Source organism: Arthrobacter sp. ov118, from assembly GCF_900116495.1.
Lineage (GTDB): Bacteria > Actinomycetota > Actinomycetes > Actinomycetales > Micrococcaceae > Arthrobacter.
Genome location: NZ_FPAY01000002.1, coordinates 307,963 through 323,756 on the forward strand (window position 1 = coordinate 307,963; position 15,794 = coordinate 323,756).

General features: G+C 66.6%; 15 protein-coding genes and 1 pseudogene. 6 read left to right on the plus strand and 10 right to left on the minus strand.

Annotation, left to right across the window (positions count from 1 at the left end; genetic code table 11):
- Positions 1-291: 291 nt before the first annotated feature.
- Together BM372_RS06825 and BM372_RS06830 are read left to right on the plus strand one after the other, a co-directional pair.
- Complete coding sequence (locus BM372_RS06825; protein WP_090953779.1) at positions 292-486, plus strand: DUF1918 domain-containing protein; 195 nt, start codon at positions 292-294, stop codon at positions 484-486.
- A gap of 67 nt (positions 487-553) precedes the next feature.
- Positions 554-1,021 carry an SRPBCC family protein gene (locus BM372_RS06830; protein WP_090953461.1) on the plus strand — a complete coding sequence of 156 codons (468 nt, stop codon included), beginning with the start codon at positions 554-556 and terminating at the stop codon, positions 1,019-1,021.
- Between the two features lie 56 nt (positions 1,022-1,077).
- Here BM372_RS06830 and BM372_RS06835 read toward each other — a convergent pair whose 3' ends face one another.
- Positions 1,078-2,112 carry an isopenicillin N synthase family dioxygenase gene (locus BM372_RS06835; protein ID WP_090953463.1) on the minus strand — a complete coding sequence of 345 codons (1,035 nt, stop codon included), beginning with the start codon at positions 2,110-2,112 and terminating at the stop codon, positions 1,078-1,080.
- 264 nt (positions 2,113-2,376) lie between these two features.
- On the opposite strand from BM372_RS06835, the gene BM372_RS06840 reads away from it, so the two are divergent.
- The gene (locus BM372_RS06840; protein ID WP_256214084.1) at positions 2,377-3,519 is read left to right on the plus strand and encodes an alkaline phosphatase family protein; all 1,143 of its coding nucleotides are present in this window, start codon (positions 2,377-2,379) and stop codon (positions 3,517-3,519) included.
- A gap of 68 nt (positions 3,520-3,587) precedes the next feature.
- Here BM372_RS06840 and BM372_RS06845 read toward each other — a convergent pair whose 3' ends face one another.
- The 6 genes from BM372_RS06845 to BM372_RS06870 all read right to left on the minus strand — a co-directional run bounded on the left by BM372_RS06845 (position 3,588) and on the right by BM372_RS06870 (position 9,741).
- A complete protein-coding gene (locus tag BM372_RS06845) occupies positions 3,588-4,304 on the minus strand; it encodes an endonuclease/exonuclease/phosphatase family protein (protein ID WP_090953465.1) in 717 nt (238 codons plus the stop codon).
- Positions 4,305-4,490: 186 nt separating this feature from the next.
- The gene (locus tag BM372_RS06850) at positions 4,491-6,059 is read right to left on the minus strand and encodes a carbohydrate-binding domain-containing protein (RefSeq protein ID WP_090953467.1); all 1,569 of its coding nucleotides are present in this window, start codon (positions 6,057-6,059) and stop codon (positions 4,491-4,493) included.
- Between the two features lie 131 nt (positions 6,060-6,190).
- Positions 6,191-6,973: a polyphosphate polymerase domain-containing protein gene (locus BM372_RS06855; RefSeq protein ID WP_090953469.1), complete on the minus strand. Its 783-nt coding sequence runs from the start codon at positions 6,971-6,973 to the stop codon at positions 6,191-6,193.
- Positions 6,970-7,614: a DUF4956 domain-containing protein gene (locus BM372_RS06860; RefSeq protein WP_090953471.1), complete on the minus strand. Its 645-nt coding sequence runs from the start codon at positions 7,612-7,614 to the stop codon at positions 6,970-6,972. Before BM372_RS06860 ends, BM372_RS06855 begins: the two co-directional genes overlap by 4 nt.
- Before the next feature lie 33 nt (positions 7,615-7,647).
- Positions 7,648-8,766: a glycosyltransferase gene (locus tag BM372_RS06865; RefSeq protein ID WP_090953473.1), complete on the minus strand. Its 1,119-nt coding sequence runs from the start codon at positions 8,764-8,766 to the stop codon at positions 7,648-7,650.
- Positions 8,767-8,775: 9 nt separating this feature from the next.
- On the minus strand, positions 8,776-9,741 hold the full coding sequence (locus BM372_RS06870; RefSeq protein ID WP_090953475.1) for a phosphodiester glycosidase family protein: 966 nt from the start codon (positions 9,739-9,741) through the stop codon (positions 8,776-8,778).
- A 130-nt stretch (positions 9,742-9,871) separates the two neighbouring features.
- Between BM372_RS06870 and BM372_RS06875 the strand changes: the two genes are divergently transcribed.
- A complete protein-coding gene (locus BM372_RS06875; protein ID WP_090953477.1) occupies positions 9,872-10,675 on the plus strand; it encodes a thioesterase family protein in 804 nt (267 codons plus the stop codon).
- Between the two features lie 269 nt (positions 10,676-10,944).
- Positions 10,945-11,732 (plus strand): annotated as a pseudogene (locus BM372_RS06880) (helix-turn-helix transcriptional regulator).
- Positions 11,733-11,761: 29 nt separating this feature from the next.
- Here the strand turns inward: BM372_RS06880 and BM372_RS06885 are convergent.
- Entirely contained in the window at positions 11,762-12,145 is a 384-nt protein-coding gene (locus BM372_RS06885; protein ID WP_090953479.1) for a DUF2177 family protein, read from the minus strand.
- 16 nt (positions 12,146-12,161) lie between these two features.
- On the opposite strand from BM372_RS06885, the gene BM372_RS06890 reads away from it, so the two are divergent.
- Entirely contained in the window at positions 12,162-12,920 is a 759-nt protein-coding gene (locus BM372_RS06890; protein WP_090953481.1) for a lipoate--protein ligase family protein, read from the plus strand.
- Here BM372_RS06890 and BM372_RS06895 read toward each other — a convergent pair.
- Positions 12,917-14,470 (minus strand): carboxyl transferase domain-containing protein, encoded by a 1,554-nt coding sequence (locus BM372_RS06895; RefSeq protein ID WP_090953483.1) that lies wholly within the window; start codon positions 14,468-14,470, stop codon positions 12,917-12,919. The genes BM372_RS06890 and BM372_RS06895 overlap by 4 nt on opposite strands.
- A 2-nt stretch (positions 14,471-14,472) precedes the next feature.
- The gene (locus tag BM372_RS06900; RefSeq protein ID WP_090953484.1) at positions 14,473-15,708 is read right to left on the minus strand and encodes a CaiB/BaiF CoA transferase family protein; all 1,236 of its coding nucleotides are present in this window, start codon (positions 15,706-15,708) and stop codon (positions 14,473-14,475) included.
- Positions 15,709-15,794 lie beyond the last annotated feature (86 nt).

Below are 15,794 nucleotides of genomic sequence, written 5' to 3' on the forward strand. Positions count from 1 at the left end.
ACCCCGCTGGTCCTGCAGCGCTGCGCGGGTCAAAGCAATCACCCCCGCGGCTTCGACGTCGTCGGTAGCCCGGATGGCACCGTCCGTTCAATGCAGGGAGCATGCCGTTGCTCGGTCCTGCCGCGAAATCGGCTTTCGGGCAAAGGCCAGCGATCCCTTTTACGGGTGTGCAAAGTGATTGGGTGCTATTCACGGCAAGGCTCCTCATCCAAGGCCATAGCGCCCCCCAGCCGTCAATTGCAATAATGATCTTCGGGCACAGAAGCGTCAAGAGAAATGCAGGTGACCGTCATGAAGGCAGCCGCAGGGGACCGCATCACCATCAGGGGGACCACGGTCGAGTCCACGGACCGGCACGGTCTGATCCTTGAGGTAAAGGGGACCGACGGTGCGCCGCCGTACCACGTCAGGTTCGACGACGGCCACGAGACCATCATTTTTCCCGGTGGGGACTTCGTCGTCGAACGGAACGAAGGCGGCCCGTAAAGAAGGCCTGCCAGCGGCAACAGCACGGCGACGAGGGCTATGCGCGTGGTTCCCCTAGGATTGCGGCATGTCAACCTATGAAGTTACTCGCAGCGCTGTCATTCCCGCACCGGCCGAGGATATCTATCCGCTGGTCAACAGCTTCCACGAATGGACCAAGTGGTCTCCGTGGGAGGCGGTTGACCCTGCCATGGAACGGAGCTATTCCGGCAGCGACTCCGGCGCGGGGGCCAGGTACGCCTGGAGCGGCAACCGCAAGGCCGGCTCCGGGACGATGGAAATTGTCGACACGGCTGAGCCGCGCAGCATCAAGATCCGCCTGGAGTTCACCAAGCCCTTCAAAGCGGTCAACCCGACCAGTTTCACGTTCACCCCCTCGGCCAGCGGCACCGAGGTCACGTGGACCATGACCGGTGAGAACAAGGGCATCGGCAAAGTCTTCGCCCTGTTCATGAACATGGACAAGATGGTCGGTGCCGACTTCGAGAGGGGCCTGGCCGCGCTCGCGGGCGCCGTCGCACAGCGCAAAGCTTAAGACAGCGCAGAGCCTGAGCAGAACGCCGGACAGTCCTGGGAGGCGGGCCGGCCGGACTACTCGTTGGTGCGGATGAGTTCGGGATGATGGATCCGGGCGACCTCCGGATGCGCCCGCAGCCACCCTTTCAGCACGTTGGCGCCGTAGGAGGCGAGCATTGGATTGTGCGGATCATCGGAGATTCCCCGGGACCACGCTGCGAGGGCGGGCGGCAGGGGCACCGGATCGATGACCGCATCAAGGCGGGATGACCAGAAGAAGGGGACCGTGTAGCGGTCGACGCCGGGCGGGGGAGCCTCCACCCGGTGGATCGTGGCCGCCAGGTAGCCCTGGGTAGCAACTTCGAGCATTTCACCGAGATTGACCACCAGGGCCCCCGGAATAGGCTCCACAGGAATCCAGGTGTCGCTGCCCGGCGGGAGCACCTCCAGGCCGCCGACCTGATCCTGGAGCAACAACGTGACGAATCCGTAGTCGGCGTGCGCACCGACGCCCTGCCGGCCGGCATCGGCGACGACGCCGCCGACATAGTGGACAAGCTTGGCCATCCAGGCAGGGGAGCCTTGGAACGGTTCGGCGAAGTAGTCTTCCGGCAGTTCCAGCGACACGGCAATGGCGGCCAGCAATTCCGCGCCGACGCGGGACATCCGCTCCGCCCAGGCCATGCATACGGGCCGCAGCTCAGGCAAAGCCTGGTCCGGCAGCAGGTTGGGCCCTTGTACCAGCCAATAGGGTTGATCCGGAGGGTAGTGGTCGACGGCGGGGCGTTCCGGTCCGAAATCAAGCTGCTCGCGGGCGTCGGGCCGGCCCCTTGTGACTTCGTGGCCCAAGCGTGTGTAGCCGCGGAAATGTGGTGACAGCCGGTTGTCCAGCTCCAGCCTGGATTCCAGCGGGAGTTCGAAGAACCGCCGGGTGACATCAAAAAGTTGGTCCACCTCGGCCATATCGGCCCCGTAGCCAGTCAGCTGGAAGAAGCCCACGCGGTGCGACGCGTCGCGTAAGGCCTCCACAAAGCCGGGGTCAAAGGCTCCGTCCTGGCGCCTGGCTGCGCTGAGATCCAGAAGCGGAATGGCATCCGGTGCTGCGTTCATGACTGCAAACTACCACCACCGCTTTCACTACTGAACTGTCTACTGCGTGAACGGCCTACTGGGTGAACGGCCTACTGGGCGTTTTACTGACCGGTCCAGTGAACAGTCCGCCGGTTCCGGTTCTTCCAACGGTGCGAAAACATCCGGGCCTTTTCCCAGCCACTCTCTAGGCCGTTCACCGGTTTTCCGGATGACGGTGTGTAAGAGTTCAACCACTGGAGCCACCAATGCCATGCTGATCGGGTCAATCAGAAAGCTGGAACCATGAGCTGCTGCAACGCTACGAAGACGGCGCGTCGAATCACCAAGGGGCTGCTTGTCGCAGCGCTCCTGCTCGTCTCGGCTGCAGCGTGCGTGCCCGTGCCGCCTGGCGGCGGTCCAGGCCCCACGGCCGGGGGCAGCGCGGGCCCAACGGCCGGCGGCGGCGCTGGCGGGCAGGCCGCCGCCAAGCCGGGGCACGTGTTCGTGATCAACCTTGAGAACAAGGGCTACAACGAAGTGTGGGGCGCCGATTCCCGGGCCACGTACCTTTCGCAGACGCTCCGCAGCCAGGGCGTCCTGTTGTCCCAGTACTACGGGATCGCCCACAACTCCAACCCGAACTACCTCGCCCAAATCTCCGGGCAGGCTTCCAATGCCATGACCCGGCGCGACTGCCCCACCTACGCCGCATTCCGGCAAACAGGGACTGCCGCGTTGGGACAGGTGGAGGGAACCGGCTGTGTTTATCCGGAATCGGTCCCCACGGTTGCCGGGCAACTCAGTGCGGCCGGCAAGACCTGGAAGGCCTACATGGAGGACATGGGAATGTCATGCCGGCATCCCGAACTTGGCGCGAAGGACGGCAGCCAGGGCGCCAAGGTGGGCGACGAGTACGCTACGCGGCATAATCCGTTCGTGTACTTCGAGTCCATCACCTCGTCGCCGGACTGCCAAAGCAACGTGGTGGACTATGGCGAACTCGCCGGTGACCTCCGCTCCGTGGAGACCACACCGAATCTGTCCTATATCTCGCCGAACCTCTGTAATGACGGCCACGACAACCCCTGTGTCGATGGCAGCCCCGGGGGTCTGACGGCAGCCGACAGCTGGCTGAGCCGGCAAATCCCGGCGATCCTGGACTCCCCGGCCTTCAGGCGGGACGGGATGCTGGTCATCACCTTTGATGAAGCCGAGGGCAAGACAGTGGGACCATCAGAGCTGGTGCCCGGCGGGACTGCCGGCGGCAGGATCGGGGCACTGGTCCTCTCGCCATTCACCCGTGGCGGCACGACGGCGGACCGGCCTTACAACCATTTCAGCCTCCTGGCCAGCATCGAAGACGCGTTTTCGCTGCCGCGCCTCGGGTACGCCGGCGCGCCAGGCCTGGACAGCTTCGGCACGGACGTCTTCAACGGCCGCCCCTGACGATCCGGGACGGACACCATCACGGAACCCATAGGGACCCGGTGACGTAACCCCACAACAGGACTCCGCTATGGTGCCGCCACGGAACCGTGTCCGTTTCCGTTTCCGGTCGCCTCCTGGCCGTATTCGGCCGAGATCAGGATGGGGAGGTGGTCCGAGGCCCCACGGGGCAGGGTCTCCACACTTTCGATTTCCAGTCCCAGGGACGTGGCGAAGTCGAAGTGGCCCTTGAAGACCTTGTACCGGGTGTAGGTCCTGCGGTCGCTGAGCGAAAGCTCGTAGCCGGCGTCCTTCATCTGCTCTGTCAGCGACTTGGTGAAAAACGGATAGTTGAAGTCACCGACCATCAGCGACATCAGGCCGTCGCCCATGCTGAGCAGCTCGCCGTGGGCTGCATGGATTTGGTTCCGCCGCAGCGAGTTCGACGCCGTCAGCGGTGCGGCGTGGAAGGAGGCGATGACGAGCTCGTGGTCCGTCTCGTTGTCCGTTACCCGGGTTCCGATGAGCCGCTCATGTGCAGGGGCCAGGACCCGGTCATGGAGGGACTTCTTCAGGGCGAAGGTTTGGGTGTCGTGAGCGGTGAAGCGGTCCTTGCGATAGTAGATCGCCAGGCCGAGCCGGTTTCCCCGGGTGGAGTCCGCGAGGTGCAGGTCGCCGATAGTGGCCGGCAGGTCCTCGGTATCGCACTCTTGGAGGCACAACGCATCAATCTCGAAATCGCGGGCCAAATCAACCAGCTCGCCACTGGCCGCGTGCTTGCGGAGGTTGTAACTGATGACTCGAATCAGGAGAGCACCTCTTCGGAGGATAGTTGCGGACCGTCAGTCCGAGTCTACCCAGTCCCGCCGATCGCGAAGCAACAGCGGCAGCGCGCGTCGGCCGCGACCGTGGCGGACCCGGCCACCGGATTGTGCGCCTGGCGGCCGGCGTGAAACTACGCCGGCCGCCGGGCGCATACGGGTCCGCTGTGGCTACGGGTGGCTGCCGGGACCACGCCCTGCCGTGTACTCACCGGCTGTCACAGTGCCCTGCTGCTGCGCGCCGTCGAGGGTTCCCTCGCCAAGTCCCGCCGTCACCTGCGCCGTTCCGCCCGTGTAGACGCTGTACTCCTCGCCGGCCTTTATCGCGGCGGAGGAAAACACCAGAGACTGCGTCTGTTTTGCGGTCACGAACGTTGCCACCACCTGTCCGCTGGAATCGGCCAGCTGGATGGCGGTGCCGGCCGGTACAGCGGTGCCGAGGGTCACCTGGGCGCCGGACTGCGACGACGAGGTTCCCGGCGTCACCACCATGCCGGCGCTTCCGGCCGCCGCGACGGTGCCTCCGCTGACGGCGATCTCGCCGTTGACGTCCAGTGCGCCGTTGCCCTGGCCGCTTGGTCCGTTGACGACGACGGTGCCGCCGCTGATGCTTGCGTTGCCGTTGGAGTCCAGGCCGTCGCCCTCGGAGTTGATGGTCACCTCGCCGCCGCTGATGTCCACGGAGTAGTCGCCGACACTTTCGCCCCCACCCATGCCGCCCGCTTGCCCGCCGGCCTGTCCGCCGGTCTGGGCGGTGCTGGAGCTGCCGCCGGCGGCGTTCACGCCGTCGTCGTTGGCGGTGACATTCACCGTGCCGCCGCTGACGGCGATGTGGGCGGATTCCAAGCCCTCTTCGGATTCGGTAACCGTGACGGAACCGCCCGCGACGGTCAGCTGGCTGAAGGCCTTGACGCCGTCGTCGCCTGCCTTGACCGTCAGGGTTCCGCCGTTGACCAGCAGCCAGCCGCGCCCCTCGTCCACGTCGTTATCCGCCTTCATGCCGTCGCCGCCGGCCGTGACGGTGTACGCGCCGTCCAGCAGCACTGTGTAGTCCTTGCCCCGGATGCCGTCGTCCGTGGCCTGCACGCTGACGGTGCCTGCTGCGAGCACCAGGCCGTCCTTGGAGACAATGCCGTCGTTGTACTTGCCGTTGACAGTCAATGAACCGGTGCCGGCGATGGTGAGGTCGGCCATGGAGTAGAGGGCGGCGCTGGGAGAGTCCGTTCCCTGGTCGGCATAGTTCGAGGCGTCTTCGATGGTGTTTGTGGTGCCGTCCTCAAGGTAGACGATGGCCTCGTTGGCGCTCTGGACGACGAACGGAGACCCTGTGGAACTGCCGAGGTGTGCCCCGTCGAGGATGATGCGAACCACGTCCTCCTCGCTGGCGGCGATGACCACCTGGCCGTCGGACAGGCTGCCGGAGAGCCGGTACGTGCCGGCAGCGCTGATGGTCACCGTATTGCCGTCGACCTTGACGGCGTCCGACGTCGAACCCGCGGCAACGGTGCTGGCACCATCGGCCAGGGTCACGGCCACTTCCTTGGTGGCGTCCCAGCTAAGGTCATCGGAATCAAAGTGCGTGTCCTCCTCCACCGAGGCGACCGTCACTGCGGCTGGTGCTCCCGAAGCGGCGGTGCCGGCCTGGCCGGTGGAGGAAGCAGTACCGGCCGCCGCGCAGCCGCTCAGCGAGACGGCAAGTGCCAGGGCGGCGATGGACATGTAGTTGCGGAACTTGTTCATGGGCGAAGGTCCTGTCTAATGAAGAATGTCTGTTGAAAAACGTCTAATGAAGTACCGGGTCTGCGCAGCGCGAGTCTGCCCACCTGCCCGGGACGTACGGAGAGAGATCGGGTGTGCCGGAGGCGGGCGGGTCAGGCCGCTGCTGCCGGGGTGAGGCGCATACTGCGCCGAAGCGTGCTGTGCCAGCGGTTGGCCGGCAGTTCCGGACGCAGGGCGGCCATGCCGGTGGCGAACTTGGAGATGCGGCTGGGCCTGATGCCGCCGGCCCACAGATGGCGGTCCAGCGGGCCTGCGGTCGAGCCGGACTTCGTCTCCAGCACCACCGCCCCATCGAGGAGCCAGGAGCTCCGGCCCGGTCGCTGCCAGGTGACCGCTTCGTCCAACGTGGCGCGGCTGTCCGATCCGGGCAGGAACAGCGTGGTGCGCCGGTAGCGGGTTTCCAGCACGGGTTCCAGCGGGCCGGACGGAACCTCGCCGATGGTGGCCGCGAGCGTGTCGCTGACGTAGGCGAGTCCTTCGGCCGTGATCCGGCTCCGGTCAGTGAGGTTGTAGGGGATGCGGTCCTTGACGGTCGCTTCCCGGCTGCCTTCCGTTTTCACTTCCAGAAAGCTCACGGCGCTGTCCACGTAGGTCCGGGTGCGGATCTTGAACCGCCGCCGCCGACCCCTGGCCGCCAGCATGTAGCTGTCCAGCTGCGGGGTGTCGAAGTACACCGAGTCGTAGTCGAAGGTCCGGTTTCCGTCCATCTCCAGAATCCGAAGGTCCGCCTCGAACATCGCCAGCAGTTGCTTGGCCCGAAGGGCCGGGACGACGTATTTGCGGTCCACCCTGGTCTGCAGCGCCGCGGCGGCGTTCAGTTCCTCCAGCCCGATTGCGGGCAGGTGCCGGAGGTTGCCTGCAATGCCGGCGCTCATGCCGCACCGGCCGTGGCGGGAGCAAACTCGTGCCGCGGCAGTTCCTCACCGACGTCCCCGGCGCCAGCGGCGGTCCCGAAGCTGCTGTGTGCTGCGCCCGCGAGATAGGCATAACGGACATCGACGATGGTCTTGTCGTTGACAAGATCAAGTTCCTGCACAGTGGCCGAGTGGACCGTGCCGTGCAGGACCTCCTCGAGGCGGGCGAAGAGTTCCGCCTCGGCCGCGATGGCGCGGTCCAGGACCACCGTCTGGTGGCGGTAGGCCGGCAGGACACGCGGGTGGTCTCCCACGAACATCACCAGCAGGATCATGGCCATCAGGGCCAGGGGCAGCCAGACCGGCTCGATCCCAAGGCCTGAGATGAGACCGAGGGCCAAGGCCGAGAAGTAGTAGGCCACCTCGTGCTGGGCTAGCTCCGTGGAGCGGAGGCGGATGATGGAGAGGACACCGAAGAGACCCAGGCCGAGCCCGATGCCCGCCGCCGAACCGGACAGGGCGGCCGCCACGGCCAGAACGCCCACGTTCATGCCCAGGTAGGACACCACGAGGTCGCGGCGCCGGTGCCGGCGCAGGTACAGGGCGAAAGTCAGGATGCTGATCGCGGCCAGGTCGGCGGCGATGAGAATAATGGGTGTCATGGGAGTCTCCGGAATTAGTGGGTGGATTGATCTCTACGTTTCCCGCTGAGGCTGTGCGAGAACTGTGCCGGGACCATGGCGGGAATATGAGTCGGTCTTTCTGCGGCGGCCGGCAGACCGGTTTGCGGCCGGCCGTTCCCGGGCGAACAGGAACCGCTGCTGTACGGAGTAGCTGACGGCGAGCAGTGCCGCTTCCACCAGGAGCTTGGCTGGAACGGCCGCGACGGCCAACTGGTCCAGCGCCGATATCAGGGTCAGGTTGGCGGCCAGGAGGGTCAGGACCAGGGCGAAGTACCGGGCACCAGTGCGCGTGGCGCTGCGCTCGCGGCCATGGCGGAACACCATGTGCCGGTTGATGAGGAAGTTCACGCCGGAGCTGATGCCCCGAGCGCCGACGACGGCGAGCAGGACCGAATCGGTGACCGCACTGAGGACGAGAAATGCGGCGGTGTCGATCACGAAGGCGGTCAGGGAGGAGGCCAGGAACTTCAGCAGGGGTGCATAAATCCGCACAGAGTCCGCGAATGGCCGAAAGTGGGAACCGGAGTTGTGGTCAAGGTAGACGGTAGCGATCCCGACCGTCCGGATTGCGTAACCGGCCTGCTTGGCTTCGAGCAGGAGGTTGAGCTCATATTCGTAGCGCTCGCCGGAGACGGCCCGGAGCCATGGGAGCATCGCGGCCGGGTATGCCCGCAACCCGGTCTGCGTGTCGGGTATGTGTTCTCCGGTGGCCAGCCGGAACAGCCACCGGGTGGCGGTGTTGCCAACCTTGCTCCGGGCGGGGACGTTGCCGCTGAAACTACGGACGCCCAGGACCATCGCGTCCGAGGCCGCGGGCAACCGTCCCGCAACCCGGAGTATGTCTTCCACGCGGTGCTGGCCGTCGCTGTCCGCGCAGACCACGTCCCGGCCAGGGAAATTATCCGCGACGAAGCCGAATCCGGCCTTCAGTGCGTGGCCCTTGCCCCGGTTGCCGGCGTAGCCAATGACGGTGCACCCGAGCCAGGCGACGGCGTCGAAGATGGGCCGGTAGCCCGGTCCGCTGCCATCGTCCACCACCACAATGGTGAGCCGAGGAGTCGCGGTGAGAAGTGAGCGGATGAGGCGGAGCAGCTGTTGGTCCGGCTCGTAGGCCGGGATCAGGACGATCATGGTTGCGGCTCACTGCCCGATATAGAGGATGTCGGAAGTGCCGCGCTCCTTGCCCTGGCCCAGCGGGTTGTTGACGAGTTGACCGTTGAAATACATGGTGGAGGATCCGCCGCCGTCGAGGTTGTAGGCCGTGGTGGCGCCGACGTCCTGCATGATTTCCGCGAGCCCGGTCATGGTCACACCGGCGCTGTAGCCGGGGCTGCGTCCGTCCACCACGACGAAGACGAGGTGATTGGTGCCGATGATTCCCACGGCCGTCCGCGGCTGCTCGCCCTGGATCGAGTGGTTGCCGACGTTCGTGTCCACCTCCATGTCCTCGATGCCGTCCACCACCTGGCCGTCCTCAAGGACGGCCGGTCCGAAGGACAGGGTGTTCCAGACGCCGTCGGCCACGAGCTGCTCCGCCGTCGTGCTGGTTTCGTCGTAGACCTTGACGGTGCCGTCCCGGTAGAAGGCCAGGCCCTGGCGGGCGCCCTCGTCGCGGTAGACAACGCCGTTGCGGATGACGATGCCGGTGTCCCGGAAACCGTAGTAGTCGCCGTTGATGGCGAAGACGGCGTTGTGGTCAGCCGCCGTCTCCGAGGTGGTTTCCGTGATGTTCTCGCCAAAGCTGTTGTTGGCGAAGGCGGACTGTAGGACGGTGGCGTCGCTCAGGACGACGTCGGCCACATAGTACGTGACGGTGCTGTCGCCGCTGCCGGTCACAACGGTGGAGACGTTGATGCTTGAGTCGGCCGAGGTGTACGAAGTGGCCGTGGTTTTGGCAGTGGTGTCCGTCGTGTCCGCAACGCCGGACGTCACGCCCTGGTTGGCCTCGTAGGCTGCGACGTCGGAGATTTCGACGTGCTCGACAACGAAGCGGTCCAGCGCCCAGGCGGTGGCGCCCCCGGCGGAGAGCGTCAGGGCCAGGGCTCCGGCCAGCACGGCGCGCCGCACGCGGCTGCTCTTACGGTGGGTGGTCTTCTCAGGAGTCATGCACTATTTCTAGGCGCCGGACTTATACCGGCCATGAGCCCTTCTTTAGCAGGAGCTGTGAAAGCGCGAGCGCCCTGCGCCCGAGGGGATAGTGTGTTCTGAAATCACCAGCTGCATGAAAGGGCGGACGTTGGCTGCTGCACTACCGGAACTTGCCGAGGGCAATTTTTACTATGAGGTGCTGGGGGACGGGCGATTCCGCTCCACCATTCATGCCCAGGGTGCCTGGAATGAACATGAGCAGCACATGGCCCCGGCCTCCGGCATCATGGCCGACTGCCTTGCCCGGCACGAGCCCCGCGAGGACATGCGCATGGCCCGGCTCAGCTACGAGATCCTCGGCCTGATTCCCGGCGGCGACTTCGAGGTGGTGACCACGACGCTGCGCCCGGGCCGCACCATTGAGCTGGTGCAGGCCGAGCTCGTGGCCGGCGGACGCACCGCCATCCGCGCCACCGCATGGCGGATGATCACCTCCGACACGTCGGCCATCGCCGCGTTCGAAGACCCGAAAATCCCGGCCCCGGAGGACTGCAAACCCTACGACGCCGCGAGCGTCTGGCCCGGCGGCTACATCGCCTCACTGGAGATGCGGATCGCCGAGGGCCACCGGGCGGGCTCGGGAACGGTGTGGCTGCACACGGAGCATCCGTTGACAGACCGGGCGGACAGCAGCGACCTCGCCCGCCTCGTCGGCCTCGTGGACACGGCCAACGGGATTGCCGCCCGCGTTCCGCCGGGCAAGGGCAGCTACGCCTTTCCCAATCTGGACTTGCAGATCCACATGTACCGGCAGCCGGAGGGGGAGTGGCTCGGGCTGGACAACGAGGTCTCCTTCGGCACCGACGGGATCGGCCTGACCTCCACCGTGCTGCATGACCTGACCGGGCCCTTCGGTCGGGCCGAACAGATCCTGACGCTGCGCAGGACGTAGGGCTCACCCTGAGTCCTTGCAGGATCGGGAAATTGAACTCATTCAAGAAAACCAGCCATCTAGTGTGCGCGGGAGTGCCTGCCGTGCGGTGTACTGCCAGTTCCTGTTAGGCCGCCCCGGTGCGCCGTACCGTAGAAGCCATGGACAACAGCAAGGACGTCCGCGAGTTCCTCATGAACCGGCGGTCACGCATCACTCCCGCCCAGGCCGGCCTGCCCGCCTACGGCGGGACGAGGAGGGTGGCCGGCCTCAAACGCGAGGAAGTGGCCATGCTGACCGGCGTAAGCACCGAATACTACGCCCGGCTCGAACGCGGGAACCTCCGGGGAGCATCCGAGAGTGTCCTCGAGTCCCTCGCCGGTGCCCTCCAGCTCGACGAGGCTGAACGGGCCCACCTGCTCGATCTGGCCAAGGCCGCCGCACCGTCCCGGGCACCAGGTGCACGCCGGGTCCGGGCAGAAGTGCGCCCCAGCGTTGAGCGGATCCTGGCCGGCATGACAGGCACGCCCGCCTACATCCGCAACTCACGGATGGACATCGTGGCCGCCAACAGCCTCTGCTTCGCCCTCTACGGGGGCATCCTCAGCGCCGACACCCTGCCGCTGAACCTCGCACGGTTCATGTTCCTGGACCCGCGGTCCCAAGATTTCTTTCTCGAATGGAACACCCTCGCAGATGACCTTGCCGCCGCGCTCCGCACCGAAGCAGGCCGCAACCCGCGCGATAGAACAGCCTCATTGGTGACCTTGCCACCGGAAGCACGGAATTCTCGACACGCTGGGCACGGCACAACGTCCGCTTCCACCGCTCCGCCCGCAAGACACTGCACAACCCGCTCATCGGAGACATCGAACTCACCGGTGATTCACTCGAACTCCCCGGAGAGGGCCTGACCCTCATCGCCTACACCGCCGAACCCGGAAGCCAGGCTCAGCAACAACTCGACTTCCTCACCAGCTGGAGTACAACCGGAAAACGTCCGGCCGGACCGCTTCCAGCCAACGCGAACACCGCGACGACCACGCCACCCGAAAGCGAGTCGCAGGACCGATCATGAGCGTCACGTAACGCTGCGAAAAACGCGAGTTAATGGAACACCAGCCAGCCGGCAAGGCTTGCCAGTCCGGTCAGGACGGCGCCCCACACGATGTCCGCCACCACGATCGAGAGCGGCCAGTCCTTGAGCGTGGCAGCGTTGGTCAGGTCATAGGTGGCGTAAGCGAACGTGCCCAGCGCGGCACCGTAGCCGAGCGCGGTGAGCCAGGTGCCGCGCTCGAGCGCGGGCGTCAGGGCGAAGAAGAGGATCCCTGCGATGTACAGCACGTAGAAGGCGACGGCGTACCCTAGATGGGGCTTGTCCGCCATGAGGTGGCCCAGATGGTTCCGGTAAAACTTGCTCATTGATTTGAGCCAGACCGCATCTAGGATGGCGAAGGTGGCGGCGACGACCAGGAACTGCAAGATGAGCATAAGGGAGCATAACAACATGCCGCAGGCCGAAGCCGGACCCCGGACACTGGCGGTCGTCCGGCAGGAGGAAACGCTGGGTGCCGCCGCGGACCTGGATTTCGCCCTGGATCTGCTGCAGCGGGTCAAGGCCGGGACCGTGGGTCCGACGCTGCGGCTGTACCGGCCCGAACCCACCGTGGCCTTCGGCCAGCGCGACACCCATCTGCCGGGCTTCGATGCTGCCGTCCAGGCCTGCCGGGATCTGGGGTTCGAACCTCTGGTCCGGAAGGCCGGCGGCCGGGCCGCCGCCTATCACCAGGGGACGCTGGTGATCGACCACATCGAGCCGCACGCCGATGCCATCGCCGGAGCCAAGGGACGGTTCTCCCTGTTCGGTGAACTGCTCGCCGGGGCACTGCGCGATGCCGGCGTGGACGCCGGCGTCGGCGAGATTCCCGGGGAGTACTGCCCCGGCGAGTTCAGCGTGCACGGCAGCGGCCCGCAGGACCCCGGCCGCCGGATCAAACTGGTCGGCACCGCCCAGCGGGTCGTCGCCGGCGGCTGGCTCTTCAGCTCCGTGATTGTGGTGGAGAACTCCGCCCCGATCCGCGCCGTCCTCGAAGCCAGTTACGCCGCCCTCGGCCTGGCCTGGGACCCGACGACGGCGGGCGCCGCCGATGACCTCGTGCCGGGGCTCGACGTCGACGCCGTCGAGGCCGCGGTGATCGCCGCCTACGGCCGTTACGCCGCGCTCAGCCGGGCGGAGTTCTCCAGCTTGCGCCAGGTGTACAGCTAGGCCTGCCCGCCAATGCTGCCCAGGTTGCGGTATTTCGCGAGCCGCCGGCCGAGCAACTCGGTGATCCCGGTGCCGGCAAGGGTGGCGAGCTCGTATTCGATGGCCTGGCCGACGCGCTGGCAGAAGGCCCTTCCTTCGAGCGCGGCATCGCCGCGCTCGTCCACGATGTGATCCACGAGGCCGCCGGCAAACAGCGAGGCGACATTGACGCCCTGGGCTTCGGACATGGCCGGGGCAAAGTCCGTGGTGCGGTGGACAATGGCGCTCGCGCCTTCGGGCGGCAGCGGGGACAGCCAGGCGTGCTGGGCCGCGATGGTCCGGTCGGCCGGCAGCAGAGCCAGGGCGCCTCCGCCGGCTCCCTGGCCGAGCAGCACCGAGACAGCGGGCGAATTCAGGCCGATGAGGTCATGCAGCGACCGGGCAATTTCGCCGGCGAGCCCACCTTCCTCAGCCTCCTTCGACAGCGCGGCGCCGCCCGTGTCGATCACCGTGACCAGCGGCAGGCCGAGCTCCTCGGCCAGCCGCATTCCGCGGCGTGCCTCCCGCAGCGACGCCGGCCCCATCGCCGTCTGCTGCGAGGGCCGCGGCCGGGTGTGGCCGATCACCACGCAGGACTTCTGGCCGAAGCGGGCCAGCGCCAGCAGGAGGCCCGGGTCCTTCTCGCCCTGCCCTGTGCCGTTGAGCGGGAGAACGTCGCGGGCGCCGTAGGCGAGCAGTTGCCGCAGGTCCGGCCGGCGCGGATTCCGGGAAATTTCGATCGACTCCCAGGCCCCGGCGTCGGAGGGTTTAACGGCGAGCGTCCGGGGCGGATTCACGCGGGCGGCCGGGCCGGTGACCAGGATGCTCAGGGCGCGGTCGACGACGTCGGACAGCTGCCAAGGCGGGACGACGGCGTCGATGAGCCCCTTGTCGAAGAGGTTTTCGGCCACCTGGACGTTCTCCGGAAAGGGGCTGCCATAGAGCGACTCGTAAACCCGAGGGCCCAGGAAGCCAAGCAACGCCCCCGGCTCGGCCACGGTGATGTGCCCGAGTGAACCCCAGGACGCCATCACGCCGCCGGTGGTGGGGTGGCGCAGGTAGACGAGGTAGGGCAGCCCGGCCTGGCGGTGTGCCCGCACGGCCGCGCTGATTTTCACCATGGACAGGAAGGCGATGGTGCCTTCCTGCATGCGTGTGCCCCCGGACGCCGGGCCGGCCAGGAGCGGAAGTCCCTCCCGGGTTGCCCGTTCGACGGCGTTCACGATCCGTTCCGCCGCGGCGAGCCCGATGGAGCCTGCCAGGAAGCGGAACTCGCTGACGATCACGGCCACCCGGCGGCCCCGGATGAGGCCTTCCCCGGTCAGGACTGATTCGTCCACGCCGGTCTTTGCCCGCGCGGCGGCGAGTTCCTCCCGGTAGGCGGCATCCGGTGCCGGGTCGGTCACCGCGGTATCCCAGCTGCGATAGGAGCCCGGATCCAGCACGGCTGCGATGAGTTCGGTGGCGTCCAAGTGCCGGACCTTTTGTTCCGACCGTCGCTTTTCCGGCCGGAGTTTCTCTTCTACTTGCATGCTCACTGGCCTTCCGCTCCGCGGCTGGATCCGGCGGCTGCGGCGGAGAGCCCCAGCCATTGCCGGATCTGGTCCCCGTCCTGGTTCAGCAGCGGGGGCGCGGTGTGCGCCTTGAGCGTGGTTTCGGCGGTGTCAGCGGCGGTGAAGAACCGCAGCGGCGGCCCGGGCAGGCTCACGTTGCCGAGGATCTTATGGTCCACGTCTATCACCAGGCCCTGGGAGTGCACCTGCTCCCATTCGTACACTTCGTCCAGGGTACGGACCTTGCCGGCCGGGATCCCGGCGTCGTTGAGCTTGGCCAACAGCGGTGCGGCCTCAAACTCGGAGAACACCCGCTCCACCTCTTCGATGACCTTCTCCCGGTTCCGGACGCGGTCGGCGTTGGTGGCGAACTCGGGCCGCGTGTTGTCGATGCCGAAGGTGGAGGCGAAGGTTGCCCAGAGCTTCTCGCTGCCGACGCTGATCTGCACCCGGCCCTGCCGGCAGTGGAACAGCCCGTAGGGGGCAATCGAGGGGTGGTGGTTTCCCTGGGCCTTCGGGACTTCGCCCGCCACGGTGGCGCGCGTGCCCTGGAAGGCATGGACCCCGATCAGGGCTGCCAGCAGGGACGTGCGGACGATCTGCCCCTGGCCGGTCCGCTCCCGCTGCAGCAGCGCCGCGAGCGTGCCGAACGCGCCATACATGCCGGAGAGCAGATCGGCGATGGGCACCCCAACACGCTGGGGGTCGTCCGGCCCGGACCCGGTGAGGGACATCAGTCCGGCTTCGCCTTGGAGGATCTGGTCGTAGCCGCTGCGCCGGGATTCAGGCCCGTCGTGGCCGAAGCCGGTGATGGACAGGATAACCAGCGCGGGGTTCAGGGCATGCATCTGCGCGGCCGAGAACCCGAGCCGGTCCAGGACGCCGGGCCGGAAATTTTCGATCACGACGTCAGCGCGTTCCAGCAGTTCACGCAGTACCGTCTGCCCGTCGTCGCTCTTCAGGTCCAGGGCGATGGATTCCTTGTTGCGGTTGCAGGAGAGGAAGTACGTGGCCTGCGGATCGTCCTCGGGGCCCACGAACGGCGGACCCCAGCCTCGGGTATCGTCCCCGGTGCCCGGGTTCTCCACTTTGATGACCCGTGCTCCGAGGTCCGCCAGCATCATTCCGGCGTGCGGACCGGCGAGGGCACGGCTCAGGTCCACCACGAGGTAGCCCGAGAGCGGGCCTTCTGCTTGGGGCGTTGGTTCAGTGCTCATGGCTGTTCCTTTTCTTGCTGGATTTGGCTGTTAACGCCTGCCGCCGGCGGGATTCAGTTGCGGCGTTGATTGCGGTGGCTGGCCGG